Source organism: Stenotrophomonas sp. TWI700, from assembly GCF_039673645.1.
Classification (GTDB): domain Bacteria; phylum Pseudomonadota; class Gammaproteobacteria; order Xanthomonadales; family Xanthomonadaceae; genus Stenotrophomonas; species Stenotrophomonas maltophilia_AA.
This window is the reverse complement of record NZ_JBDJMB010000015.1, coordinates 61,969-85,438: the sequence shown is the minus strand read 5'-3', so window position 1 is coordinate 85,438 and position 23,470 is coordinate 61,969. Positions and strand designations below refer to the sequence as shown.

At 67.4% G+C, this 23,470-nt stretch carries 22 protein-coding genes; 10 read left to right on the top strand and 12 right to left on the bottom strand.

Annotated elements, in window-relative coordinates:
- Positions 1–97: 97 nt before the first annotated feature.
- The 3 genes from ABE473_RS12270 to ABE473_RS12260 form a co-directional block, all read right to left on the bottom strand.
- The gene (locus ABE473_RS12270) at positions 98–1,075 is read right to left on the bottom strand and encodes an MBL fold metallo-hydrolase (RefSeq protein WP_346489669.1); all 978 of its coding nucleotides are present in this window, start codon (positions 1,073–1,075) and stop codon (positions 98–100) included.
- A 96-nt stretch (positions 1,076–1,171) separates the two neighbouring features.
- Positions 1,172–2,005 (bottom strand): helix-turn-helix domain-containing protein, encoded by an 834-nt coding sequence (locus ABE473_RS12265; protein ID WP_346489668.1) that lies wholly within the window; start codon positions 2,003–2,005, stop codon positions 1,172–1,174.
- Between the two features lie 3 nt (positions 2,006–2,008).
- The gene (locus ABE473_RS12260; protein ID WP_346489667.1) at positions 2,009–2,707 is read right to left on the bottom strand and encodes a VIT family protein; all 699 of its coding nucleotides are present in this window, start codon (positions 2,705–2,707) and stop codon (positions 2,009–2,011) included.
- A 207-nt stretch (positions 2,708–2,914) separates the two neighbouring features.
- Here ABE473_RS12260 and ABE473_RS12255 point away from each other — a divergent pair, with 207 nt between their 5' ends.
- Together ABE473_RS12255 and ABE473_RS12250 are read left to right on the top strand one after the other, a co-directional pair.
- Positions 2,915–4,279 carry a glutamate--cysteine ligase gene (locus ABE473_RS12255; RefSeq protein ID WP_346489666.1) on the top strand — a complete coding sequence of 455 codons (1,365 nt, stop codon included), beginning with the start codon at positions 2,915–2,917 and terminating at the stop codon, positions 4,277–4,279.
- A gap of 180 nt (positions 4,280–4,459) precedes the next feature.
- A complete protein-coding gene (locus ABE473_RS12250) occupies positions 4,460–4,984 on the top strand; it encodes an ATP-binding protein (RefSeq protein WP_346489665.1) in 525 nt (174 codons plus the stop codon).
- 58 nt (positions 4,985–5,042) lie between these two features.
- Here the strand turns inward: ABE473_RS12250 and ABE473_RS12245 are convergent, their stop codons facing one another.
- On the bottom strand, positions 5,043–6,101 hold the full coding sequence (locus tag ABE473_RS12245) for an NAD(P)-dependent alcohol dehydrogenase (RefSeq protein WP_346489664.1): 1,059 nt from the start codon (positions 6,099–6,101) through the stop codon (positions 5,043–5,045).
- Positions 6,102–6,207: 106 nt separating this feature from the next.
- On the opposite strand from ABE473_RS12245, the gene ABE473_RS12240 reads away from it, so the two are divergent.
- Positions 6,208–7,092 (top strand): LysR family transcriptional regulator, encoded by an 885-nt coding sequence (locus ABE473_RS12240; RefSeq protein ID WP_121039764.1) that lies wholly within the window; start codon positions 6,208–6,210, stop codon positions 7,090–7,092.
- A 123-nt stretch (positions 7,093–7,215) separates the two neighbouring features.
- Positions 7,216–7,602, top strand: coding sequence for a hypothetical protein (locus ABE473_RS12235; RefSeq protein ID WP_346489663.1), 387 nt, complete (start codon positions 7,216–7,218; stop codon positions 7,600–7,602).
- A gap of 119 nt (positions 7,603–7,721) precedes the next feature.
- On the opposite strand, the gene ABE473_RS12230 is transcribed toward ABE473_RS12235, so the two are convergent.
- Positions 7,722–7,943: a hypothetical protein gene (locus ABE473_RS12230; protein ID WP_346489662.1), complete on the bottom strand. Its 222-nt coding sequence runs from the start codon at positions 7,941–7,943 to the stop codon at positions 7,722–7,724.
- Positions 7,944–8,105: 162 nt separating this feature from the next.
- On the opposite strand from ABE473_RS12230, the gene ABE473_RS12225 reads away from it, so the two are divergent.
- The 3 genes from ABE473_RS12225 to fghA are packed head-to-tail and all read left to right on the top strand — an operon-like array spanning position 8,106 to position 10,425.
- Complete coding sequence (locus tag ABE473_RS12225) at positions 8,106–8,381, top strand: metal/formaldehyde-sensitive transcriptional repressor (protein WP_176988219.1); 276 nt, start codon at positions 8,106–8,108, stop codon at positions 8,379–8,381.
- A gap of 55 nt (positions 8,382–8,436) precedes the next feature.
- Positions 8,437–9,546: an S-(hydroxymethyl)glutathione dehydrogenase/class III alcohol dehydrogenase gene (locus ABE473_RS12220; RefSeq protein WP_346478860.1), complete on the top strand. Its 1,110-nt coding sequence runs from the start codon at positions 8,437–8,439 to the stop codon at positions 9,544–9,546.
- 48 nt (positions 9,547–9,594) lie between these two features.
- The gene (fghA, locus tag ABE473_RS12215; protein ID WP_346489661.1) at positions 9,595–10,425 is read left to right on the top strand and encodes an S-formylglutathione hydrolase; all 831 of its coding nucleotides are present in this window, start codon (positions 9,595–9,597) and stop codon (positions 10,423–10,425) included.
- 42 nt (positions 10,426–10,467) lie between these two features.
- Here fghA and ABE473_RS12210 read toward each other — a convergent pair whose 3' ends face one another.
- Both ABE473_RS12210 and ABE473_RS12205 read right to left on the bottom strand, forming a co-directional pair.
- The gene (locus ABE473_RS12210; protein WP_346478862.1) at positions 10,468–11,106 is read right to left on the bottom strand and encodes a hydrolase; all 639 of its coding nucleotides are present in this window, start codon (positions 11,104–11,106) and stop codon (positions 10,468–10,470) included.
- Between the two features lie 171 nt (positions 11,107–11,277).
- Positions 11,278–12,147, bottom strand: coding sequence for a pirin family protein (locus ABE473_RS12205; protein ID WP_346489660.1), 870 nt, complete (start codon positions 12,145–12,147; stop codon positions 11,278–11,280).
- A gap of 121 nt (positions 12,148–12,268) precedes the next feature.
- Between ABE473_RS12205 and ABE473_RS12200 the strand changes: the two genes are divergently transcribed.
- Both ABE473_RS12200 and ABE473_RS12195 read left to right on the top strand, forming a co-directional pair.
- Positions 12,269–13,174, top strand: a complete 906-nt coding sequence (locus ABE473_RS12200) for a LysR family transcriptional regulator (protein WP_346489659.1) — start codon at positions 12,269–12,271, stop codon at positions 13,172–13,174.
- Between the two features lie 115 nt (positions 13,175–13,289).
- Positions 13,290–14,711 (top strand): diguanylate cyclase, encoded by a 1,422-nt coding sequence (locus ABE473_RS12195; RefSeq protein WP_346489658.1) that lies wholly within the window; start codon positions 13,290–13,292, stop codon positions 14,709–14,711.
- 63 nt (positions 14,712–14,774) lie between these two features.
- Here the strand turns inward: ABE473_RS12195 and ABE473_RS12190 are convergent, their stop codons facing one another.
- From ABE473_RS12190 to ABE473_RS12170, 5 genes are all read right to left on the bottom strand, one after another.
- Positions 14,775–15,113, bottom strand: coding sequence for a hypothetical protein (locus tag ABE473_RS12190; protein WP_179460084.1), 339 nt, complete (start codon positions 15,111–15,113; stop codon positions 14,775–14,777).
- Positions 15,114–15,177: 64 nt separating this feature from the next.
- On the bottom strand, positions 15,178–16,122 hold the full coding sequence (locus ABE473_RS12185) for a DegV family protein (RefSeq protein ID WP_319210025.1): 945 nt from the start codon (positions 16,120–16,122) through the stop codon (positions 15,178–15,180).
- Between the two features lie 89 nt (positions 16,123–16,211).
- Positions 16,212–16,841: a 2-hydroxychromene-2-carboxylate isomerase gene (locus ABE473_RS12180; RefSeq protein ID WP_346489657.1), complete on the bottom strand. Its 630-nt coding sequence runs from the start codon at positions 16,839–16,841 to the stop codon at positions 16,212–16,214.
- Positions 16,842–16,917: 76 nt separating this feature from the next.
- The gene (locus tag ABE473_RS12175) at positions 16,918–18,198 is read right to left on the bottom strand and encodes an amidohydrolase family protein (protein WP_346489656.1); all 1,281 of its coding nucleotides are present in this window, start codon (positions 18,196–18,198) and stop codon (positions 16,918–16,920) included.
- Positions 18,195–19,601 (bottom strand): amidohydrolase, encoded by a 1,407-nt coding sequence (locus tag ABE473_RS12170; RefSeq protein ID WP_346489655.1) that lies wholly within the window; start codon positions 19,599–19,601, stop codon positions 18,195–18,197. The genes ABE473_RS12175 and ABE473_RS12170 overlap by 4 nt, the downstream gene beginning before the upstream one ends.
- Positions 19,602–19,855: 254 nt before the next feature.
- Between ABE473_RS12170 and ABE473_RS12165 the strand changes: the two genes are divergently transcribed.
- Positions 19,856–23,446, top strand: a complete 3,591-nt coding sequence (locus tag ABE473_RS12165; RefSeq protein ID WP_346489654.1) for an autotransporter domain-containing protein — start codon at positions 19,856–19,858, stop codon at positions 23,444–23,446.
- Positions 23,447–23,470 lie beyond the last annotated feature (24 nt).

Sequence of the window (23,470 nt, the reverse complement as noted above, 5' to 3'; positions counted from 1 at the left end):
GGCCGGCTGCACTTCCATCAGATGTATCGGGAGCCGGCCAGCGGCCGGCACTACCGGAATGCGCCTGCCGCCCGTTGTACGGCGCGGTCGTGTCCCCTCATTCCGCCGGCAGCGGTGCGAATTCGCCCGGCACCCAGGCAAACGCCTCACCTTCGCGACGCACGTGTCCCAGCCCCGGGAACGGCAGGTGCGCGCCCGCCACCCACCAGCCCTGATCTGCCGCCTGCGCCATCATCCGGCGCCGGCTGGCGATCGCGGCCACGCGGTCGCTGTCCGCTTCAAACGACGCCTGCGGCTGCGCGAACTGCACCGCGTGGAAATGCACGAGGTCGCCCCAGACCAGCAGTTGCTGCCCGGCGCCGCCATCGATGCGATAGGACACATGGCCGACCGTATGCCCATGGCTGTCCAATGCGGTGATGCCGGCCGGCAAGTGGTCGCCAGGCGCAAAGCGCTTCAATTTCCCGCTCGCCGCATACGGCGCCACTGCCTTGCGCGCCAACGCGAAGGCAAAGCGCACGCCCTGCGGTGCGGTCGCTTCCCTGGCCGGGTCGAGCCAATACGCGGCATCGGCGGCCGAGAGCCACACCGTGGCATTCGGGTAGGCGAGCCTGTCCTGCGCATCGAGCAGGCCACACAGGTGGTCGGGATGGGCGTGGGTGAGCACGACATCATCCACCTCGGCCGGGTCGTAGCCGGCCTTGCGCAGATTGCCCAGCACCTGGCCCAGCCCGGGACCGAAGCACTGCGCGGTGCCGGTGTCGACCAGGGTCAGGTGATCGCCCTGCTGCACCAGGTACGCGTTGACGGCGGTCTGCAGGCCCTTGCCATCTTCGGGCACGTAGCGGTGATCGAGCAGCCGGGTGACCGCGCCGGGCGCGATCCCGACCAGCGCCTGTCGGCCCAGTGCGACGGTGCCATCGAACAACGCCGTGACCTGCAGTGTGCCGATCTGCTGGTGATACACGCCAGGCACCTGCTCGCGCGGGGCGTGCGGGGTGGTGGCCAGTGCGGGGCCGGCGACAGCGGCCAGCAGCAGGGCGGTGGCGAGCGTGCAAACGCGGGGGAAGGACATGACGGATTCCGTACAGGGCGGCAGCGCCGCGGTGTCCCCATGCTGCGCGTCCTGCGGGCTGCGTTCCGCTCAGAATGCCGCGCGATCCGCTCGCGCTCAGCTGTTGCCGATCGCCGCCGGTTCCAGCCCGTAGCGCTCGACGAAGCGTTTGCTGAAGCTGCCCAGCGAGCGGTAGCCGACGCGCGCGGCCACCGTCTTCAACGGCAGGCGGGTGGTGTAGAGCAGGCCCATGGCATGCGCCAGCCGTGCATCGGTGATCAGTTCGCGCACGCTGGACTGCTCGCTGGCCAGCCGCCGGCGCAGCGTCGCACCGCTGAGGCCGAGCTGCGCTTCGAAATCGCGCGACTGCCAGTCGCGTTCGGGCTGGGCGGCGATCAGATCGCGGATGCGCTCACCCAGGCTGGGCTCGGGGGGAACCAGCAGGCTGCCGTGCCCGCGCCGGCAGAACGCCACGGCAAGCGATGCCAAGGCCAGCCGTGCTTCGGTGTACTGACCGTGTTCCAGCGCCTGCCGCCACTGCAGCAGGGTCGCGCCATGCTCGACGAGTGGCAGCCTGGCCAGCGCATCGCCGGCCTCGGGCAAGGGTTCATTCCACAGCGCCCGCGCGGCCGTGAGCGCTTCGGCGCACATCGGTACGATCGCACTGAGGTACAGGCCGCTGTGCGGATCGGGAATGTTGACCACATCGATGCGGCAGCGGCGCGTGATCAGGAACAGATCGCCCGGTGCGAATTCCAGGGACTGCTGCGCGGTGCGCACCTGTTTGCGTCCCTGCAGCAGGATCGCGAACTGCGGCTGTGGAATCTCCACCGACGAGGCACCGTGCTCGCGGCGCGCGGTGATGCAGGCATAGCCGTCCGCGCGCTGGCAGTCCGCCAGGCTGGCCAGGGTCGCCAGCAGGGAGGCGGTTGGATCGATCGCCATGGACATCGCTCAGCCTGCCACGTCAAAGAGGCGGCCGACCAAGGCGGCCGCCGCCATTGCGATCGCGCCCCAGAAGGTCACGCGCAGCGCGCCGCGCAGGCGCGGGGCACCGCCGACATGCGCGGCAAGCATGCCGGTCAGCGACAGCCCCAGCAGCGTGACCGTGGTGGTGGCCTGGCCGACGACGGCATGCGGAGCGAGCAGGGCGGTCAGTACCGGCAACGCCGCGCCTCCAACGAATGCTGCGGCCGAGGCCAGGGCCGCCTGCATCGGGCGCGCGCGCAGCTCCTCGGTGATCCCCAGCTCGTCGCGGGCGTGGGCACCGAGCGCATCGTGTGCGGTGAGCTGGGTCGCCACCTCGTGCGCCAGTGCGGGGCTCAACCCGCGGTGCCTGTAGATCGCCGCCAGCTCCTCCAGCTCGCTGTGGGGGTCTTCGCGCAATTCACGCTTTTCCAATGCCAGGTCGGCCCGCTCGGTATCGGCCTGGGACTGCACCGAGACATACTCACCGGCCGCCATCGACATCGCGCCGGCCACGGTCCCGGCGATGCCGGTGGCCAGAATCGTCGAGGCCGAGGCGCCACTGGCGGCGATGCCGACCACCAGGCCGGCGACCGAGACGATGCCGTCATTGGCGCCCAGCACGGCGGCACGCAGCCAGCCGGCGCGGTCGGAGCGATGCACTTCCTGATGTCGGGATCGGCTCATGCCGTCAGTCTAGGCGCTGGCCGCAGCCCATGGCGGAATGACTCGCAGCCGCGACCGGGCCACGGCAGCGTCAAGCCCATGCCAGTAGGATGCTGAAAACCGTCACGGTGACACGACGGCAGGGGACGCCACGATATAGTGCGCCCTTGCGATGCGGGGGCGCGAACCCCACATCCCCGCCCTGACCAGAATTCTGCGAGCCTCCCCTTGTCGAGCCCCAGCCACGTCGCCGAGACGCCGATCACCGACCGTAATGAACTGGTCGCCACGTTGGCCTCCGGCGAAAAGCCCAAGGCGCAGTGGCGCATCGGCACCGAGCATGAGAAGTTCGGCTTCCGCCTGGATGACCTGCGCCCGCCCACCTTCGACGGCGACCGCGGCATCGAAGCGCTGCTCAACGGCCTGACCCGCTTCGGCTGGGATCCGGTGCAGGAAGACGGACGCACCATCGCGCTGCTGCGCGACAACGCCTCGGTGACCCTGGAACCGGCTGGCCAGCTGGAGTTGTCCGGCGCGGCGGTGGAAACCATCCACCAGACCTGCGTGGAAACCGGCACCCACCTCAACGAGGTGGCGCAGGTCGCCGGCGAACTGCAGCTGGGCTTCCTCGGCATGGGCTTCCAGCCGAAGTGGACGCGCGATGAGATGCCGTGGATGCCCAAGGGCCGCTACAAGATCATGCGCGAGTACATGCCCAAGGTCGGCACGCTCGGCCTGGACATGATGACCCGCACCTGCACGGTGCAGGTCAACCTGGACTACGCCACCGAAGCGGACATGGTGAAGAAGTTCCGCGTGTCGCTGGCGCTGCAGCCGATCGCCACCGCGCTGTTCGCCGATTCGCCGTTCACCGAGGGCAAGCCCAACGGCTACCAGAGCTACCGCTCGCACATCTGGACCGACACCGACAACGACCGCACCGGCATGCTCGACTTCGTCTTCGAAGACGGCTTCGGTTACGAGCGTTACGTCGATTACCTGCTCGACGTGCCGATGTACTTCTCCTACCGCGACGGCAAGTACCACGATGCCAGCGGCCAGAGCTTCCGCGATTTCATGGTCGGCAAGCTGCCGGTGCTGCCGGGCCAGCTGCCCACGCTGCGCGACTGGTCCGATCACATGACCACGGCCTTCCCGGAAGTGCGCTTGAAAAAGTACCTGGAAATGCGCGGCGCCGATGCGGGCCCGTGGAGCCGTCTGTGCGCGCTGCCGGCATTCTGGGTGGGCCTGCTGTATGACGATGCCGCGCTCGATGCCGCGTGGGACCTGGTCCGCGATTTCAGCCTGGTCGAGCGCAACGTCCTGCGTGATGGCGTGCCGCGCCATGGGCTGAAGCTGCCGTTCCGCAATGGCACGGTGCTCGATCTGTCGCGCGAGGCACTCAAGATCGCCGTGGCCGGCCTCAAGCGCCGCGCCGCACGCAACGCCGATGGCCAGGATGAAAGCAAGTTCCTGGAGGTGCTGCAGGAGATCGTCGATTCCGGACTGACCCCGGCCGACCGCAAGCTGGCGCTGTTCCACGGCGAATGGAACGGCAACATCGATCCGGTGTTCAAGGACTTCGCGTACTGATCCTCGTGCGTTGTTGTATGCTTTTGGACATGGTCCATGCCCGTGCCCGTTCGATTATCCGCTGCCCATGACGGCGGTGGAGTAGCGCACGGCCGCAATGGCCCTGGCAAGAACCCGCCCCGACCGGCGGGTTTTTTTGTGTCCGCCAGCGGGAATCCCGTCCCCTGATGGAGCACCCCGATGCACGCACCCAGCAATCCCGTCGCGACCCTGCACCTGCTCTGCGGCAAGATCGGCGCAGGCAAATCAACGTTGGCCCGGCACCTCTGCACGGCACCCGGCCATGTCCTGATCAGCGAAGACGCGTGGTTGGCATCGCTGTTTCCCGGTGAGATCGTTGAGGTGGCCGACTACGTGCGCCTGGCCGCGCGTCTGCGTGACACCCTGGCCCCGCATGTACGCGCATTGCTGGCCGGAGGGATGTCGGTGGTGCTGGACGTTCCCTTCAATACCGTCCAGACCCGCGCATGGGCTCGAAGCATCCTGGTCGATTCCGGGGCGGATCACGCGCTGCACTATCTGGATGTACCCGATGCGCTGTGCATCGCACGGCTACATGCCCGCAATGCAGCCGGCGCGCATCCGTTCGCGGCCAGTGATGCCGAGTTTGCGGACATCACACGTCATTTCGTCGCGCCTGCGGCTGAGGAAGGCTTCAATGTGGTGCGGCATGGTCAGCTGCCGACCTCTGACGAGATCGCATGAGCCACCCTGCTGGAAGGGGCATGGCGGGCGCTGCCAGCAGTGCCCGCCATGCCAGGGATCAGGCCGCTTTTTCCAGCGTGCCCATGTCGATCACGAAGCGGTAGCGCACATCGTTCTTCGCCATGCGCTCCCAGGCCTCGTTGACGGTTTTGATGTCGATCACTTCCACATCGCTGACGATGTTGTGCTCGGCACAGAAGTCCATCATTTCCTGCGTCTCGGCCATGCCGCCGATCGCCGAGCCGGTGATGTGCTTGCGGCCGAAGATCACGCTCACGCCGGTCGGCGGCGGGTCCAGCTCGGTCAGCACGCCGACCAGGCACATGGTCGCATCGCGCTTGAGCAACGCCATGTACGGGTTGGTGTCATGCCCGACCGGGATCGTGTTGAGCAGGAAATCGAAGCTGCCGGCATGCGCCTTCATCTGCGCCGGATCACGCGAGACCAGCACTTCATCGGCGCCCAGGCGCTTGGCGTCGGCACCCTTTTCCGGGGTGGTGGTGATCATCACCACGGTGGCGCCCATCGCCTTGGCGAACTTCACGCCCATGTGGCCCAGGCCACCCAGGCCGATCACGCCGACCTTCTGGCCGGGGCCGACCTTCCAGTGGCGCAGCGGCGAATAGGTGGTGATGCCGGCGCACAGCAGGGGCGCCGCGGCCTTCAGGTCCAGCGTCTCGGATACCTTCACCACGAAGCGCTGTTCGACCACGATGTGGTCGGAGTAGCCACCGAAGGTCGGCTGGCCGCTGTCACGCTCGGTGCTGTTGTAGGTGTAGGTGGCACCCTTCTCGCAATACTGCTCCAGGTCTTCATCGCAGGCCGCGCAGTGGCGGCACGAATCGACCATGCAGCCGACGCCGGCGAAGTCGCCGACCTTGAAGCGGGTCACGTTGGCACCGACCTCGGTCACGCGGCCGATGATCTCGTGGCCGGGCACCATCGGGAACATGGCGCCGCCCCAGTCGTCGCGGGCCTGGTGCAGATCGGAGTGGCAGATGCCGCTGAAGAGAATCTCGATGCGGACGTCATCGGGACCGGCCGGGCGACGTTCGAAGGAGAACGGCACCAGCGGCGCGGTCTGGTCGTGCACCGCATAACCATGGGCGAGGGACATGGGGAATCCTTGGCAGGTTTGTAGAAAGGCGCTTTACAATACGCCCCGATCCCGTGCACAGACAGTCAGGATATCGGCATGATTCATCAAGTGAAACGGGATAATCATGGCCACTGACAACCTGACCCATCTGGCCGCCTTCGCCGCCGTGGCCCGCCACCGCAGCTTCCGCAAGGCCGGCGCCGAGCTGGCGCTGTCCACCTCGGCGGTCAGCTACGCGATCCGCGCGCTGGAAGAGCGCCTGGGCGTGGGCCTGTTCCATCGCACCACCCGCAGCGTCGCCCTCACCGAAGCCGGCCAGCGCCTGCTCGAGCGCCTGCAGCCTGCGCTGGGGCAGGTGCATGACGCGCTGGAGGAGATGAACCATTTCCGTGCCGCACCGGCCGGTCTGCTGCGCATCAATGCCACCCGCGCTGCGGTCCAGACCCAGCTCGGCCCGCGCCTGGCGAAGTTCCTGCTGGCCCATCCGGATGTGCGTCTGGAGCTGGCCCAGGATGACGGTCTGGTCGATATCGTCGCCGGCGGTTACGACGCCGGTGTGCGCCTGCACGAATCGGTACCCGAAGACATGGTCGCCGTGCCGCTGGGCCCTGCGCTGCGCGGCTTGATCGTCGGTGCGCCGGCCTATCTTGAAGGACGCGAGATACCCCGGCATCCGCGCGATCTGATCCGCCACGAGTGCGTGCGGTTCCGCTTCGCCAGCGGCCATCTGTACAAGTGGCAGTTCGAACGCGATGGCCAGGCGCTGGAAATCGATGTGCCGGGGCGACTCACCCTCGGCGACCAGAACACGATTCTGCAGGCGGTGGTGGACGGACTTGGCCTCGCCTACGTGCTTGAGGATTCCGCGCGTCCGTACCTGGATGACGGTCGGCTGGTTGCGGTACTGGAAGACTGGAGTGAGCCGTTTGCCGGTTTCGCGGTGTATTACCCGCGGCAGCGGCAGATGTCGTCCGCGCTGCGGGCGTTCATTGATCTGCTGCGGGGGTAACACCGGCGGGAGAGGCCTGCACTGGTCGCACGCGTCCCCGTTGGGTAGGCTGGTTTCGCGAGCGGAGGCCTCGTGGGCGCCCCTCAGCGATCACATCGCGGTATGACCAGAAGGAGATGGCACATGGAAGGGATGCACAATCGGAAGCTGTTCGACCTGCTTGTTTCCTGGCTGCTGGCGTATTTCGTCATCATCGGCGCACTGGTTCTGGTCTGCGTCGCGGTCACTATCGCCTTGATGATCGGCGCCCGTTGGACGGTCACCGTAGCGGCCGCTCTGTTGGCGGCGGCGCCCGCCGTTGCCTTGCCGTTCTCCGCGCGTGCCGCCAAGTGGTTGCTGCTGCTGGCCTACAGCGGCCTGGCCGTCGCCTTTGTGTGGCTGGCGTTCTGGCCGCAGCCCGGCACAGCGTCGATGCCGCTGGTCAAGGGCGTGGTCGTGGCGTTCGCCGCCCTGCTGGTGGTCCGGGTGTGCCTGGCTTGGCGAAACGACCGCAAGGCCCGGCAGCACTGAGGAAGGCGGCGTTCTGACGCATTCCGCTGCGCTGCATGCGATGCCATGAACCCTTCGTTGAACCACCGCAATCACGGGTAGATCCACGCCATGCGTGGATGCTTCCGATGCCTGAATGGTCAGTGGCGCCGCCTGCGCCATCCCACCGCGATCAGGCCCGCGGCTGCGCCAACGAACAGCAGCGCCGCGGCCGTCTGGCCGGCAGCGTATCCATCGGCATACGCCGCCGTCTGCGCGGTGGTATCCGCCAGGCGTGATGACAGCACGCCCAGGCCACGCACCAGGAAAGCGCCGCCGGCGAGGAAGCAGAGATAGGGAAGTACGGCGCGCAACGTTGGCATGAGAGGTCCGTCTGCAAGGGGAGAGCGATGTCATCCATGACGCCGGCTGACGCGTGCGGCGTGTGCTGTGGAGTGTTCCTGCCCGGCGGGCGGCCTGTCAATGACCCCGATTCCCCGGCTCCTGTATACTCACCCCCAGTATAGTTAACCGGCCTCGCTCCCATGCCCCATTCACCGCAGGAAAAAAAGCGCGTTCTCGCCCGGGTCCGTCGGATCCGTGGCCAGTGCGATGCGCTCGACCGCGCGCTGGACGCCGGCGCCGAGTGCGGGCCGGTGCTGCAGCAGATCGCCGCGATCCGCGGTGCCGTCAACGGACTGATGTCCGAGGTGATGGAGGCCCATCTGCGCGAAGAGTTCGGGCAGCCGGCGAAATCCGATGCGCAGCGCGACGAGCGCGTGCGCGAGATGAGCATGCTGATCCGGTCCTATCTGAAATGAGTATGCGGGCGACCGCGTACTGCCCATCCTTGTTCCCTGCCTTGGAGTGCTCCCCATGAAATCCCGTGCCGCCGTTGCCTTCGCCGCTGGCGAACCGCTCAAGATCGTCGAGATCGATGTCGCTCCGCCGCAGAAAGGCGAAGTGCTGGTAAAAATCACCCACACCGGTGTCTGCCACACCGACGCGTTCACGCTGTCCGGCGATGATCCGGAAGGCCTGTTCCCGGCCGTGCTCGGCCACGAAGGCGCCGGCATCGTGGTCGAAGTGGGCGAGGGCGTCACCAGCGTCAAGCCGGGCGATCATGTGATCCCGCTGTACACCGCCGAGTGCGGCGAGTGCCTGTTCTGCACCTCGGGCAAGACCAACCTGTGCGTGGCCGTGCGCGCTACCCAGGGCAAGGGCGTGATGCCCGATGGCACCACCCGCTTCAGCTACAACGGCGAGCCGATCTACCACTACATGGGCTGCTCGACCTTCAGCGAGTACACCGTGGTGGCCGAAGTCTCGCTGGCCAAGATCAACCCCGACGCCAACCCGGAGCACGTGTGCCTGCTCGGCTGCGGCGTGACCACCGGCATCGGCGCAGTGCACAACACCGCCAAGGTGCAGGAAGGCGATTCGGTGGCGGTGTTCGGCCTGGGTGGCATCGGTCTGGCGGTGATCCAGGGCGCGCGCCAGGCCAAGGCCGGCCGCATCTTCGCGATCGATACCAACCCGACCAAGTTCGAACTGGCCAGGCAGTTCGGCGCGACCGACTGCATCAACCCGAAGGATCATGACAAGCCGATCCAGCAGGTCATCGTCGAGATGACCACCTGGGGCGTGGACCATACCTTCGAGTGCATCGGCAACGTCAACGTGATGCGTGCGGCGCTGGAATGCGCGCACCGTGGCTGGGGCCAATCGGTGGTGATCGGCGTGGCCGGCTCGGGCCAGGAAATCTCGACCCGTCCGTTCCAGCTCGTCACCGGCCGCTCGTGGAAGGGCACCGCCTTCGGTGGCGTCAAAGGCCGCAGCCAGCTGCCGGGCATGGTCGAAGATGCCATGAAGGGCGACATCGAACTGGCCCCGTTCGTGACCCACACGATGGGCCTGGACGAGATCAACGATGCGTTCGACCTGATGCATGAAGGCAAGTCGATCCGCTCGGTCGTGCATTTCTGAATCACTGAGGGCGGCGCGTGATCCGCGCCGCCCCTATGGAGAATCACCATGGAACGCATCGAACACCGCGCCGCGTCCGGCGGTTGGCAGGACGTGTACCGCCACACTTCGCAGGTGCTGGGCTGCGACATGAACGTCGCCGTCTACCTGCCGCCGCAGGCCGCCACGCAGAAACTGCCGGTGCTGTACTGGCTCAGCGGGCTGACCTGCAACGAACAGAACTTCATCACCAAGGCAGGTGCGCAGCGCTACGCCGCCGAGCATGGCGTGATCCTGGTCGCGCCGGATACCAGCCCGCGCGGCGATGACGTCGCCGATGCCGAGGGCTACGACCTGGGCAAGGGCGCCGGTTTCTATCTCAACGCCACCGAGCAGCCGTGGGCGGCGCACTACCGCATGTACGACTACGTGGTGGAGGAACTGCCGGCATGGATCGAGGCGCATTTCCCGACGACGGGCGCACGCAGCATCAGTGGCCACTCGATGGGCGGCCATGGGGCACTGGTGATCGCGTTGAAGAATCCCGGTCGCTACAGGAGCGTCTCGGCGTTCTCGCCGATCGTCGCGCCGACCCGCGTGCCGTGGGGCCAGAAGGCCTTTGCCGCATACCTCGGCGAGGACCGCGCCCGCTGGGCGGCGTGGGATGCCAGCGAGCTGGTCGCCGCGGCCACCGAGCGCCTGCCGTTGCTGGTCGACCAGGGCGGTGGCGATGAATTCCTGGACAGCCAGCTGCAGCCGCAGTGGCTGCAGGCCGCCTGCACCGCCGCCGGTCACCCGCTGACGCTGCGCCTGCAGCCCGGTTACGACCACAGCTATTACTTCATCAGCAGCTTCATCGGCGAGCACATCGCGCATCACGCCAAGGCGTTGCACGGTTGATGCCCGCCCAACGGCCACGCGGGAGCGTGGCCGTTGCGTCGCTCATTCGCGATCGTAGGAGAACTGGATACCGGCAGTGCCGCCCGTCTGGATGAAAAGATCCATGAACGCCGGCACCGTGTCCTGGCGCTGCCAATCGCGCTGCAGCTCACAGAACAGCTGCGGGACGCTGATCATCCTGCCGCCGGCCTGTTCTATGCGGCGCAGGCCCGCGTCATGCGCGGCCAGGGACGTGCCGCCAACGGCATCGACCACGACGTACACCTCATAGCCCTCCTTCAGGGCATCCAGGGCGGGGAAGGTCAGACAGGCTTCGGTCCACAGGGCGGTCATGATCAGCTTGCGGCGCCCGGTGGCCTGCACCGCTTCGCGGAATGCAGTGTCTTCCCACGAATTGATCGTGGTGCGGTCGTAGGTGGGATGGTCGGCCAGCACCTTGCGCAGCTGCGGAATCGGCGGTTTGTTGAGGCCGCTGCGCACATTGACCGTGGAATGCACGATCGGCAGCCCGTAGGCGACGGCGGCCTTGGCGGTACCGACGATGTTGTTGACCAGCAACTGCCGGTCCATCGAGGCGATCGAGTTCACCTGCACCGGCTGGTAGTCGATGATGATGAAGGCGGCGTTCTGCGGGGTCAGCAGGTGATCGGTGACAGGATCACGGATGGGTTCGCTTGCCATGGGAAATACTCCTGGGCGTGGGGAGGCCGCTGGGCGGCCGGGGTATGGCGATGGCAACGACCATCGCCACGGAGGACAGGGGTGCGTCAATCGCGCTGGGAATCCATTACTTCGCCGTGCTGCTGCGGGCGGGGAAAGGACGTGCCGGTGGGAAGCACCGGCACGGGGACATCAGGCCTGGGCGATCTGGCCGAAGCGGCCGCCCTTGAAATCAGCGAAGGCCTGGCTGATTTCGTCCTGGCTGTTCATCACGAAGGGCCCGTAGCCCACGATGGGCTCATCGATCGGTTCGCCGCTGAGCACCAGCACCGTGGCATCGTTGTTGGCCTCGATCTGGAGCGCACTGCCCTCGCGATCGAGCATCACCAGCTGCGCCTCGTGCACGGCCTGGCTGCCATTGACCTGCACGCTGCCGCGCAGCACGACGAGGGCGACGTGGCGTCCCTCCGGTACCGGCAGCCGGGCGCTGTGCCCCTGGAGCAGGCGCAGGTCCCACACATCCATCGGCGTGAAGGTGCGCGCCGGGCCATGCTGGCCGTCGAACTCACCGGCGATCACGCGCACGCGGCCCGCCTGGTCCGGCAAGGCCACCGATGGAATCTCCGCATCCAGCAGGGTCTGGTAGCCGGGCGCGGCCATCTTGTCCTTGGCCGGCAGATTCACCCAGAGCTGCACCATCTCCAGCGTGCCGCCGGTGCGGGTGAAGGCGTGGGAATGGAACTCTTCATGCAGGATGCCGGAGGCAGCGGTCATCCACTGCACGTCGCCGGGGCCGATGGTGCCGCCGGCGCCGGTGGAGTCGCGATGCTCGACCTCGCCCTCATAGACGATGGTGACGGTCTCGAAGCCACGGTGCGGATGCTGGCCAACGCCGCGGGGCTGCGCGGCCGGGGTGAACGCCATCGGACCGGCGTAGTCCAGCAGCAGGAACGGGCTGACCTGCTGGCCGTGGCTGGAATAGGAGAACAGGGTCCGGGCCGGGAAGCCGTCGCCCACCCAATGCGCCTTCGGGGCGCTGTAGATGCCGAGAATCTTCTTCATGTCGAACTCCTCCGGGGCCACGCCCCTGTCTGATGGAGGAGATGATGGATTCAGGACGCTGGCGCCGGTAGTCGGCAGAATCTATCCTCATAGTCCTATTTGGTGAACGCTGGAGGCGGCCGTGCAGGATCTCAATGACCTCTACTATTTCGCCCAGGTGGTCGATCACGGCGGTTTCGCACCGGCGGGACGGGCACTGGGCATGCCCAAGTCCAAGCTCAGCCGTCGGGTGGCGTTGCTCGAGGAGCGGCTGGGGGTGCGGTTGATCCAACGCTCGACGCGGCATTTCTCGGTCACCGAGGTCGGCCAGACCTTCCATGCGCACTGCAAGGCGATGCTGGTCGAAGCCGAGGCCGCGCAGGAAGCGATCGAACTCACCCGCAGCGAGCCGCGCGGCATCGTCCGCGTGGCATGCCCGGTCGCGCTGCTGGACACGCGCGTCGGCGAGATGATTGCCGACTTCCTGGCGCAGTGCCCGGGGGTGGAGATACAGCTGGACGCCACCAACCGCCGGGTCGATCTGATTGCCGAAGGCATCGATATCGCGATCCGGGTGCGGCCGCCGCCGCTGCAGGACACCGAGCTGGTGATGCGGGTGCTGGCCGAGCGCAGCCAGTGCCTGGTCGCCAGCCCGGCGTTGATTGAGCGGCTGGGCCTGCCACAGGTGCCGGCCGATCTCGCCGCGTTGCCAAGCATGGAGCTGGGCCTGCCGCAGAACGAGCACGTCTGGAATCTGTTCGGCCCGGACGACACGCGCGCGGACATCCATCATCGGCCGCGCCTGGTCACCCGCGGCATGCTGACCCTGCGCGCAGCCGCGGTGGCGGGTGTGGGCGTTGTGCAGCTCCCAAGGATGATGGTGTGCGACCAGATCGCCGCGGGCACGCTGGTGCATGTGCTGCCCGCGTGGGCGCCACGGCGGGAAATCATCCACGCGGTGTTCCCCTCGCGGCGCGGGCTGCTGCCTTCGGTGCGCGCGCTGATCGATTTCCTGGCGGAACGCTTCCAGCAGCTCGAGGAAGAGTAACCGGCGCTGCCCGGCGCCCTGCCGCGCCCACTCCGTCAACGCGGGATGAATTGATCCCCAGGTGCCGGGCAACCTTGTATGTTGGTCGCAACGCCGCATCGGGATGGGACGCCGCATGGTGGTCTGGCTGTCGGTGCTGTACCTGCTGTGCCACGGCATCGCGCTGGTGCTGCTGCCCGCGCATGCGCTGCCGGTGTCCTATGCGTTCCTGATCGGGGCACCCCTGCTGGCCGCGCTGGCCTGTGTGTGGCGGGGCCGCCGCAGCGCATCGATCGTCGGCTGGTACGCGATGGCGCTGGGGATGGGGCTCTGGGCTGCGGGCATGGCGTTGAACATGTACCAGGAGGTCGGCCGCGGCAACGCCGATGCGACGCCGGGGCTGAGCATGCTGCTGTACGTGCTGTACGGCGTGCCGCTCACCTTCGCGATGGCCCATCCGCGGCACGAGCCGTGGTACCTCAGCCTGATCGATGCGCTGCTCGCGCTGCTGCTGGGCTACCTGTTCTTCGTCCACACGTTCTCCTTCGCCACGCTCAACGATGCGGGCGAGGAGGGCATCGAACACCTGCGGCTGATGTTCGATGTGGAGAACATCTTCATCGCCAGCTTCGCGCTGCTGCGCTGGCAGGCCAGCGAGGACGCGTCGCGGCGCGTGTTCTTCCGCACGCTGTGCGTGTTCGCCTGGGTGTACCTGGGCGTGGCCGCGTACATCAACCATGTCGACACGGCGGGCAGCTACGGCGGGCGGGTCGATCTGCTGATCGATGTGCCCTTCCTGCTGCTGGCGGTGATGGCGTTGCGACCTTCGCAACGCGGCGACGTGCGCGTACCGCGCACACTGGTGATGGCCGTGCGTGCCGGCAGCCCGCTGATCCTGGCGGTGTCGCTGATGGTGGTGTCGGCCCTGATGGTCCGCGACCATCCGTACCTGGCCGTGGCGGGGTTCGTGCTGGCCACGCTGGGTTCGGGCCTGCGCAGCGTACTGATGCAGATGCATTCGTTCGCGCGCCAGGACCAGCTCGATGCGCTGTCGCGGATCGACAGCCTCACCGGCCTGGCCAACCGCCGGCAGTTCGATCAGAGCCTGCGCGATGCGTGGGAGCGGGCGCGGCGTAGCGGGCAGGGCATCGCATTGCTGATGGTGGATATCGACTGCTTCAAGGACTTCAATGACCGCTACGGTCACCCGGCCGGCGACCAGTGCCTGCGCCTGGTCGCCGCGACGCTGGCCGGCTGCGCGGTGCGCAGCACCGATCTGGTCGCCCGGTATGGCGGTGAGGAGTTCGCGGTGGTGGTGGCGTCGTCGCCACTGGACGGCGCGCCGGCCCTGGCCGAGCGCATGCGCCATGCGGTGGAACAGCTGCAGTTGCCGTCCGCCGAGGCGGGCCGGCCGGTGACGATCAGCATCGGCGTCGGGACCGTGAGCCTGGTGCTGGACGCCGACCCTGAGGCGTTGCTTGCAGCGGCAGATGCGGCGTTGTACGCCGCCAAGCGGGGTGGGCGCAATCGGGTGGAAGCGAGCGGCGAACCGGGCTGAGTGACACTCGCGCCCTTCGCTGGCGGCAGCCACTGTGGCCGCCGCCAGCGCGGGCAACCTCACTCAGCGGACGTTGCGCAGTTCCCAGTGACTGCCGGCCAGCATGCGCAGGCGCTGCTTGAACACGTCGCTGTCGATGCTGGTGGTGGCGACGAGGTTGATCCGCAGATCGTCCTGCGCACCGGTGACGGTGGCGGCCGGATCGGTCGCGCCCCACTGCGGATCGACTGCGTCGGGATCGTCCTGCTTGGCGCGCCAGCGGTCGAACAGGACCGTGGTGCGCAGGGCGTTCTGAAGTTCTTCGGCCAGTCCCGCCGCGCCCTGGGCGTGGAAAGACAGGTCCGGGTCGTTGCCGCGTGCCTTGGCCGGGTCCGGCAGGCTGATGTCATAACTTACGGGCATGGTTACCTCCATTGAATGCGGCAAGGCTGGCAGAGACGCGGTGCAATCCGCGTGCAGAACGGGGTCAGGCGCTGAAGGTATGCGGCTCGTCGGCAAACCCGATCGTCACCGCACCCTTGCCGACGTTGACCATGCCGGTCAGGCTCATCACCGCCTCGAACACCTGCACGCCATGGGCCTGGCAGGTCTCGCGCAGCGCTGCGTAGCCGGGCAGGGCCTGCAGGTCGGCCAGTTCGCCGCCGTAGCTGATGCATACCGTCGGCGTCATCAGTCCGGCCTTGACCCGCTGCCCGACGAAATCGAACAGCTTCTGCACCGCGTTGTCGAAGCCCTTGATCTTGGCGACCGGCCCGGTCTCGCCACGGTAGCCATGCAGCACCGGCTTGATGTCCAGCGCACTGCCCAACGCGGCGCTGATCAGGCCAACGCTGCGGTCGCCCTTGTGCCGTGCCCGGGCGCGCATGTAGTACAGATCGCGGGTGATCATGTAGCCGTGCACGTTGTGCGCCAGCAGTTCCAGCCGCTCACGGATCTGCTGCACGCTCGCGCCGCTGTCGCGCAGGCGGACTGCTTCGACCGCGGTCACCCCCTGTGCGGCGAACAGGTTCTGGGTATCGAGCACGCGCAGCGCGAACGGCGAGTTGAAGCCTGCCGCCTGTCGCACCGGCTTGTAGTCGTTGAGGATCGCGAAGCTGGCCTGCATCGCGTTGTCGTGGATCGGGCTGCGGGTCTTGGTGATCGTCATGCAGAACACATGGTCGTAATCGATCACCAGCTTGCCCAGGAACAGATCCCGGATCTGGTTGACGCTGAACGGAATGGTCTCGGCCTCGGCGCCATGCTCGGCGACGTGGGCATGCAGGAAACTCAGTGTGGCCTGTTCGTCGCGATGGTCGGCCAGCACGGCCTCGCCAATGCGGACGGTGATCGGCAGCAGCACGATGTTGTGTTGTTCAATGAAATCCTGCGGCAGATCGCACGCAGAGTCGACCACGATTCCGATGCGCATCCTGTGCCCCTCCGGCAGGTTGTAGGTTCGGAAACGTGAACGCTATCTCAAAACGAGATGCTTTGCCTGACCGGGGAGGCGGAACGACCTCAGCGGCTGCGCTCGACGGCCACCGGCAGGTCCACGATCCGGGCCCATTCGCCCTGCTCGAGCAGGCTGGGATCGGCCAGTACGGCCTGCATCAGCGGGTGCGCGTCGTTGCCCCAGAACAGCTCGCTCCCGATCGCCAGCGTCGGGACGCCGAACACCCCGGCGGCCAATGCGGCGTCGGTGTTGCGCCGCAGGTCCTCCTTGACCGCGGGCGCGCTGATCGCCGCGGCGACATCGGCGATGTCCAGCATCGCACCGGGCAGGGCGAGCGCCGCGGCGCTGTCGCCGGCATGGCCGTCGCGCCAGATCCAGTTGAACAGGAGGTCGACCGTCTCGTGGGTGGCCCCGGCGGCCAGGCACAGGCGCAGGACCGCCAGCGGGTTGAACGGATGGCCCGGCGGAAAACGCAGCGTCACCCCGGCACTGCGCGCCTGCCACAACGCCTGCCGATAGGTGAAAAGCCGCTTGGCCGGAATCTCGGCCGGGCCGAGGTTGCCCAGGTGATGCAGCACCGCGCCGAAGGCGATCGGCACCGGCACGATGCTCTTGAACTGCGGCAAGGCCTTGAGCTGCTGCCAGTGCAGATAGGCGAACGGTGAGACGAAATCGAAATACCAGCACAGGGCCATGGTCGGATGCTCACGGGGCAGGGCGACAGGGTCGCCGAACGCAGGGCCGCCGCAGGCAGCGGCCCTGTGCAGGGGCTCAGCGCGAGTATGCGCGCGGTTCGGCGGAGGCTGGCGCCTGGTAGCGGTCGCGCAGGTCGGTCTGGCGCGAACGCATCGGCATCGCGCGGCCGCCCAGCCAGACCTGCTCGGCGTAGTGACCGACATCCAGCGGATCCCCCTCCCACAGCACCAGGTCGGCCAGCTTGCCCGGCTCGATGGTGCCGAGACGGTCGCCGACGCCCAGCGCCTGGGCCGGGACCCGGGTCAGGCCAGCCAGGCCATCGTCCCAGGGCAGCCCGTTGGCCACCGCATTGCCGGCCAACTGGCGCATCTTGCGCGCGTTGTGCGAGGCATCGTCGCGCTGGGCGAAGCTGACCGGGACGCCGGCCGCCTTCAGCCGCGCGGCGTTCTGCAGGGTCGCGCCAAGCTGGTCGAAGCTGCTCGGCAGGTTGCCCAGCCCATCGACGAACACCGGCACGCCGGCCTGGGCCAGTTGCGGGGCCAGGCGCCAGGCTTCGGCACCGCCGGCGATGGCAATCCTGACCTTCTCACGCGCGGCCCAGCGCAGCAGCTGGCGGATGTCGGCGGCGCGGTCGACCTGCACCACGATCCGGCCCTGGCCGGCCAGATAGCGCGCCAGCGTGGCGCGTCCGGCGGGCGTCAGCAGGGCATGCGGCGAGTCGGCCGGGACGCGCCCGCGCGCTTCGCTGACCATCTGTTCCAGCAGCATCCACTGCGCGGCGCGCGAAGTGCCGGTGAGCTCCGCGCCGGACGCGCCGAGACGGATGAACAACGCCTGCGGGCCGACCGGATCGGCGCTGCCGTCCAGCCGCATCACGCCCCCTTGGCCGGCGATGAAACCGCCGCCCGTGTTGGCCCCGAGCAGGGTGAAACCGATGCCATCCAGCCGCGCGACCGGGATCAGCACCGAGTCCGGATTGAAGGCGAGGGTGACGTCGAACTCCGGGCGCAGCGGCTGGTCTTCCAGCTTGAGCGTGCTGTCCACCGTGGCCGATTCCCCGGAGACTTCTTCGATGCCGATGTCGGTGATGCCGCCGAACAGCGCCGGGGTCAGCGGCTTGCCCGCGGCGTCGACCACGGTCATACCGGCCGGCGCCGACAGGCCCGGGCCGACCGCGCGGATCACGCCGCCCTGGATCAGCACATCGCTGTGTTCCAGGCTGCCGCGTGCGGCGGCGGTGTGCACGGTGGCATTGCGGATCAGCAGGTCCTGCGCGAACAACGCCGGTGCCACGCAGGCACCGGCGATCAACAGCAGGGCCCGCGGAAGCAGGCGGATCGAGACGCGGCGGCTCATGGGCGTGCCTCCTGGCCGAGCATGAAGTCCGACAGCGGCTGCCGCCTCACGTCCTCGCGGTCATAGACCTGGTGGCCGTCGACATAGACCTTTTCGGCCAGTGCATACGAACTGAAGGGGCTGCCGTTCCAGACCACCACGTCGCCCATCTTGCCCGCCTCCAGGCTGCCGGTCTGCTTCTCCACGCCCAGCGAGCGCGCCGCGTTGGAGGTCAGCCACATCATGGCGCGCTCCGGGGCGATCTCGATCCCGGCGCGGCGTGCGTTGGCGATCACCTTGGCCGCTTCCTGGTTCAAGCGCTGGATGCCTTCGGGCGAATCCGAATGCACGATCGCGCAGCTGTTGGCCGGGCGGTCGACCAGGGCGATGTTCTCCTGGATGCCATCGAAGGCCTCCATCTTGAAGCCCCACCAGTCCGCCCACAGCGCTCCGCACACGCCTTCCTCGGCGAGCCGGTCGGCCAGCTTGTAGGCCTCCACCGCGTGGTGGAAGGCGGCGATCTTGAAGCCGAATTCCCTGGACAAATCCAGCATCGTGGCCATTTCATCGGCGCGGTAGCAGTGGATGTGCACGCGGATGTCGCCCTGGATCGCGCCGGCCAGCGTGTCCAGCTTCAGATCGCGCTTGCCGCCGCTGTCGCCGGCGCTGTCACCCTTGTCATCGCCACTGAACCAGCGCTTCTTCTTCGGCTGCTTCGGGGTGTTCTTGGCGATGTACTCGCTGGCATCGATGAAGGCCGCGCGGTAGCCGGCGACGTTGCCCATGCGCGTGCCCGGCGCGGTGCCCTTGCCGCCGTAGACGCGCTTGGGATTCTCGCCGCAGGCCATCTTCAGGCCCCACGGCGCGCCGGGGAACTTCATCGCCTGGTAGGTGGTGGCGGGCACGTTCTTCAACGTCACGCCGCGGCCGCCGACCAGGTTGGCCGAGCCGGGCAGCACCTGCATCGAGGTCACGCCACCGGCCAGCGCCGCGGCGAAGCCCGGGTCCTGCGGCCACACCGAGTGTTCGGCCCAGACGTTGGCGGTGACCGGCGCGGTCATCTCGTTGCCGTCGCTGTGCGCGCTCACGCCCGGGCTGGGATATACGCCCAGGTGCGAGTGCACATCGATGATGCCGGGGGTGACCCACTTGCCCTGGCCATCGACGCGGACCGCATCGGCCGGCGCACTCAGGCCGGTGCCCACGGCCGCGATGCGGCCGTCCTGCAGCAGGACATCGGCGTTGTCCATGCGCACGCCGGTGCCGGTGAGCACCGTGGCATTGCGGATCAGCACCGGGGCCGAAACGATCGGCGCGTACGTGCTGGGATAGGGATCCTGGACGAAACGGGAGGCCGCAGGCGCCGGCCCGGACACGATCGACATCAACGCCAGGCCAACGCCGACGCTCAACAACTTCTGCATGGTTCTCCCCGATGCGGCATGGACACAATTCCTCGACGCTAGCCGGGAGAGGGCCGGGTTGCCAAGTGACCATTTGCATAGTTTCAGCAAATGAGGCTTAGCACCCTTATGAGAAACAATTGTGAACTTTTCATGAATTTTTCGGGTAGGCTCGAAGAGGCGGCGAGGACCGATGCCCGCCCGTCGCAAGAGAGTCGCTGTGCATCCAGTTCCAGATTCCAACACTCGAACCAGATCAAGGAAGTTCTCAGTACATGACCCTGCACTCAATGTCCCGCGCGTCGTTCCGTCGCCCTTCGCCGTCCCTGCTGGCCTCGGCCATCACCGGCACCCTGCTTGCCGCCATCGCCGTTCCGGCGCTGGCCAGCCCCACCAGCGATGCCCTGCAGCGTTATCAGCAGCAGCGCGCCGAGCAGTCCGCCGCATTCGGCCGTGATCTGCAGAGTGTCTCGCTCGCCGCCAGCTTTGCCCTCCCGACGGCTGGCCCTGCCGCAGTCCTGGCCAACGTGCGTCCCAGCGCCGGTCCCGATGGTCCGATCATGGGTGAGCCGGGCGACCTGGAGAGCTGGCGCAGTGACGAGTTCGCTGGTGACTGGGGTCTGGCGGCGATCAATGCCGACTACGCATATGCCCGCGGCCTGACCGGCCAGGGAATCCGCCTCGGCGTGTTCGATTCCGGTACCGGGCTGGACCACCCTGAATTTGCCGGCAAGGATCACCGGAGCATCCGCATCGCCGATCTGCTGCCGGACGGCACCCGATGCACGAACACCACGGCCATCGACGGGGCGGGCGCCTGCTTTGCCAGCGACGGCGACGAGGTCCAGATCACCTACGTCAGGTTCAACGACAACGTTCCCGAGAACATCCGCGACGTCATCCGCAATGGTCCGTACGTACAGCCCGGCATTTCCTATGGCACCCACGGCACGCACGTGGGCGGGACCATGGTGGCCAACCGCGATGGCAATGGCATGCACGGCGTTGCATTCGGTGCGGATCTGACCGCGGCCAAGCTGTTCTTCAACTCGGCCAGTGAGTGGCAGCGGACGGCCACGGGCTATTCCGTGGTATCGCTGGCGGGCGTCGGTCCGGATTCGACGGCCTTCGCCGACATGTATGACCAGATGAACGCCCAGGGTGTCCGCGCCGTCAACCACAGTTGGGGCCTGGCCACCGAGCCGGGCGCTGCACTGATCGACTTGTACTACGGTGATGAAGAAACCTTGGAGTACCTGAGTACCTTCGCGGACGGCTCGCGCGCCAACGGCATGATCCAGGTGTGGGCGGCGGGCAACAGCGGCCCGAACGCCAGTCCCCAGGCCAGCCCGATTGCCGGTCTGTACGCCACGCTGCCGCGCGCGTTTGCCGATATCGAGCAGTACTGGGTGAGCGTGGTCAACGTCGACCAGAATTCCTTGCTCAGCAACAGCTCCAACAAGTGTGGGCTGAGTGCCAACTGGTGCCTGGCGGCCCCGGGTACCAATATCGCCTCCACCGTCTACGGTGATGATTCCCAGATCAACGCCGAGCTGCTCGTTGATGCGGACGGCAACCTGTTGCTGGACGTCATTTCCCGGGTTCCGACGTATGCCTACGGCCTCAACACCGGTACCTCGATGGCAGCGCCGCATGTGACCGGCGCGCTGGGTCTGCTGTTCGAGCGCTTCCCGTACCTGACAAACGCCCAGGTGCGCGACGTCATGCTGACCACGGCGCGTGATCTCGGTGCGCCTGGCATCGATGAGATCTACGGCTGGGGCCTGCTCGACCTGCGCAAGGCCATCGAAGGCTACGGCCTGCTGCGCGTCGACACCGACGTGGTCATGAACCAGAAGGCCGGTGGCCTGAAGGTGTGGGAGGGCGATGCGTGGGACGACTGGACCAATGACATCGGCGGCCCGGGCAAGCTGACCAAGTCGGGCATCGGCTGGCTGCGCCTGAGCGGCGACAACAGCTTCAACGGCGCCATCGTGCGCGAGGGTGTGCTGGAGCTGGACGGCGCCAACGCACTGACCGCCTCGGTCGACGTGCAGGGCGGTCAGTTCCTGCTCAACGGCAGCCTGGTGTCCACCACGCTCAACAGCCTGGGTGGCAGCAGCCTGATCTCCACCACCGGCGTGCTCGAAGGTTCGGCACTCAACGTGACCGGCGGTTCGGTCACCTTCAACGGCCTGCAGCAGGACGCTGACACGACCGTCGGCAGCGGCGGCAGCTTCGTGCTCAATGGCCGTCTGGTCGACAGCACGCTGACCTCGGCCGGCACCACCGGCGTCAATGCCGGTGCGCTGCTGGACGGGTCGGACCTGTTCGTCACCGCCGGCACCGTGTCGTTCAACGGCGTGCAGCAGGGCGGCTCGACTGTGGTCGGCGCCCAGGGCACGCTGAAGGGCGTAGGCACGCTGGGCAGCACCCGCGTCGAGGGCATCATCGCGCCGGGCAACTCGATCGGCACGCTGACCATCAACGGCGATTACGTGCAGACCGCCAGCGGCATCTACCAGGCCGAACTGGCCCCGGGCAGCCGCAGCGATCTGCTGCGCGTCACCGGTACGGCCACGCTGGATGGCACCCTGAAGGCACTGCCGGAAGCCGGCGTGTACTACCTCGGTGAGCAGTTCAACTTCCTGCAGGCCGCCGGTGGCATCAACGGCCAGTTTGCCACCACCGACTTCTCGGCTTTCTCGCCGTTCCTGAGGTTCAGCCTGGGCTACAGCGCCAATGGCGTGCGCATCGACGTCGCCCGTGGCAACGCGCTGGCCAGCGCCGCGGTCACGCCGAACCAGATCGCCGTGGCCACCAGCGCCGATGGCCTGGCCATCAACCAGGGTCTGCCCAGGCCGCTGACCCAGTTGTTCCCGGCCCAGGTCGGTGCGGCACTGGACGCGCTGAGTGGTGAAATCCATGCCGCCACGCCGATGGCGCTGGTGGAAAGCAGCCGCTACCTGCGTGATGCGGCGCTGAGCCGTGCCGTGGGCGTGCGTTCGCCGGGTGCTGCGGATGAAGCGGCCGGTGGCGGCGCGTGGGTGCAGGCGATCGGCGGCAGCGGCAAGCTCGATGGCGATGCCAATGCCGCGCGCACCGATTCCAACAGCAATGGTCTGCTGGTCGGTGCCGATCATGTGTTCGGCGGTGGTTGGCAGGTCGGCGGGCTGGTCGGTACCGGCCGGACCGACATCAAGCAGGCGGCCGGTCGCGGCGCCCGTTCGGAGATCGACAACACCCACTTCGGTGCCTACGTGGGCAACCAGTGGGGCGCGTTCGGTCTGCGCGCCGGTCTGGGTTATTCCCGTCATGACGTGGACAGCAAGCGTCAGCTGACGTTTGCCGGCTACCAGGACGCGCTGTCGGCCACGTACGACGCCACCACCCGCCAGGGCTTCATCGAAGGCGCGTACCGCTTCGGTGGTCGCGAAGGTGGCCTGGAGCCGTACCTGCAGTTCGCGCGTGTTGAAGTGGACGTGGACGGGATCACCGAACAGGGCGGCGCTGCTGCACTGAACGGCCAGGTCGCCGACACCCGCACCAACGTGGCGACCGCCGGCGTTCGGTTCGACAAGGGCCTGAAGACCTCGTGGCAGCAGGAAAGCTGGCTGCATGTCCGCGGTGGCGTTGGCTACCGCCGTGCCTCGGGCGACCGAAGCCAGGTCGCCGATCTGGCCTGGACCGGGGGCAGCAGCTTCGCGGTCAGCGGTGCGGCGATCGCCGACAACGCCGTGGTCGCCGAGCTGGGCCTGTCGGCCTGGCTGAGCCCGCGCAACCAGCTGGAGCTGGGCTACAACGGCACTTTCGGTGATGACGCCCGCGACCGCAGCGTCACCGCGCGCTGGTCCGTGCAGTTCTGATCCAGCTGTAGGGGCAAACGGAAA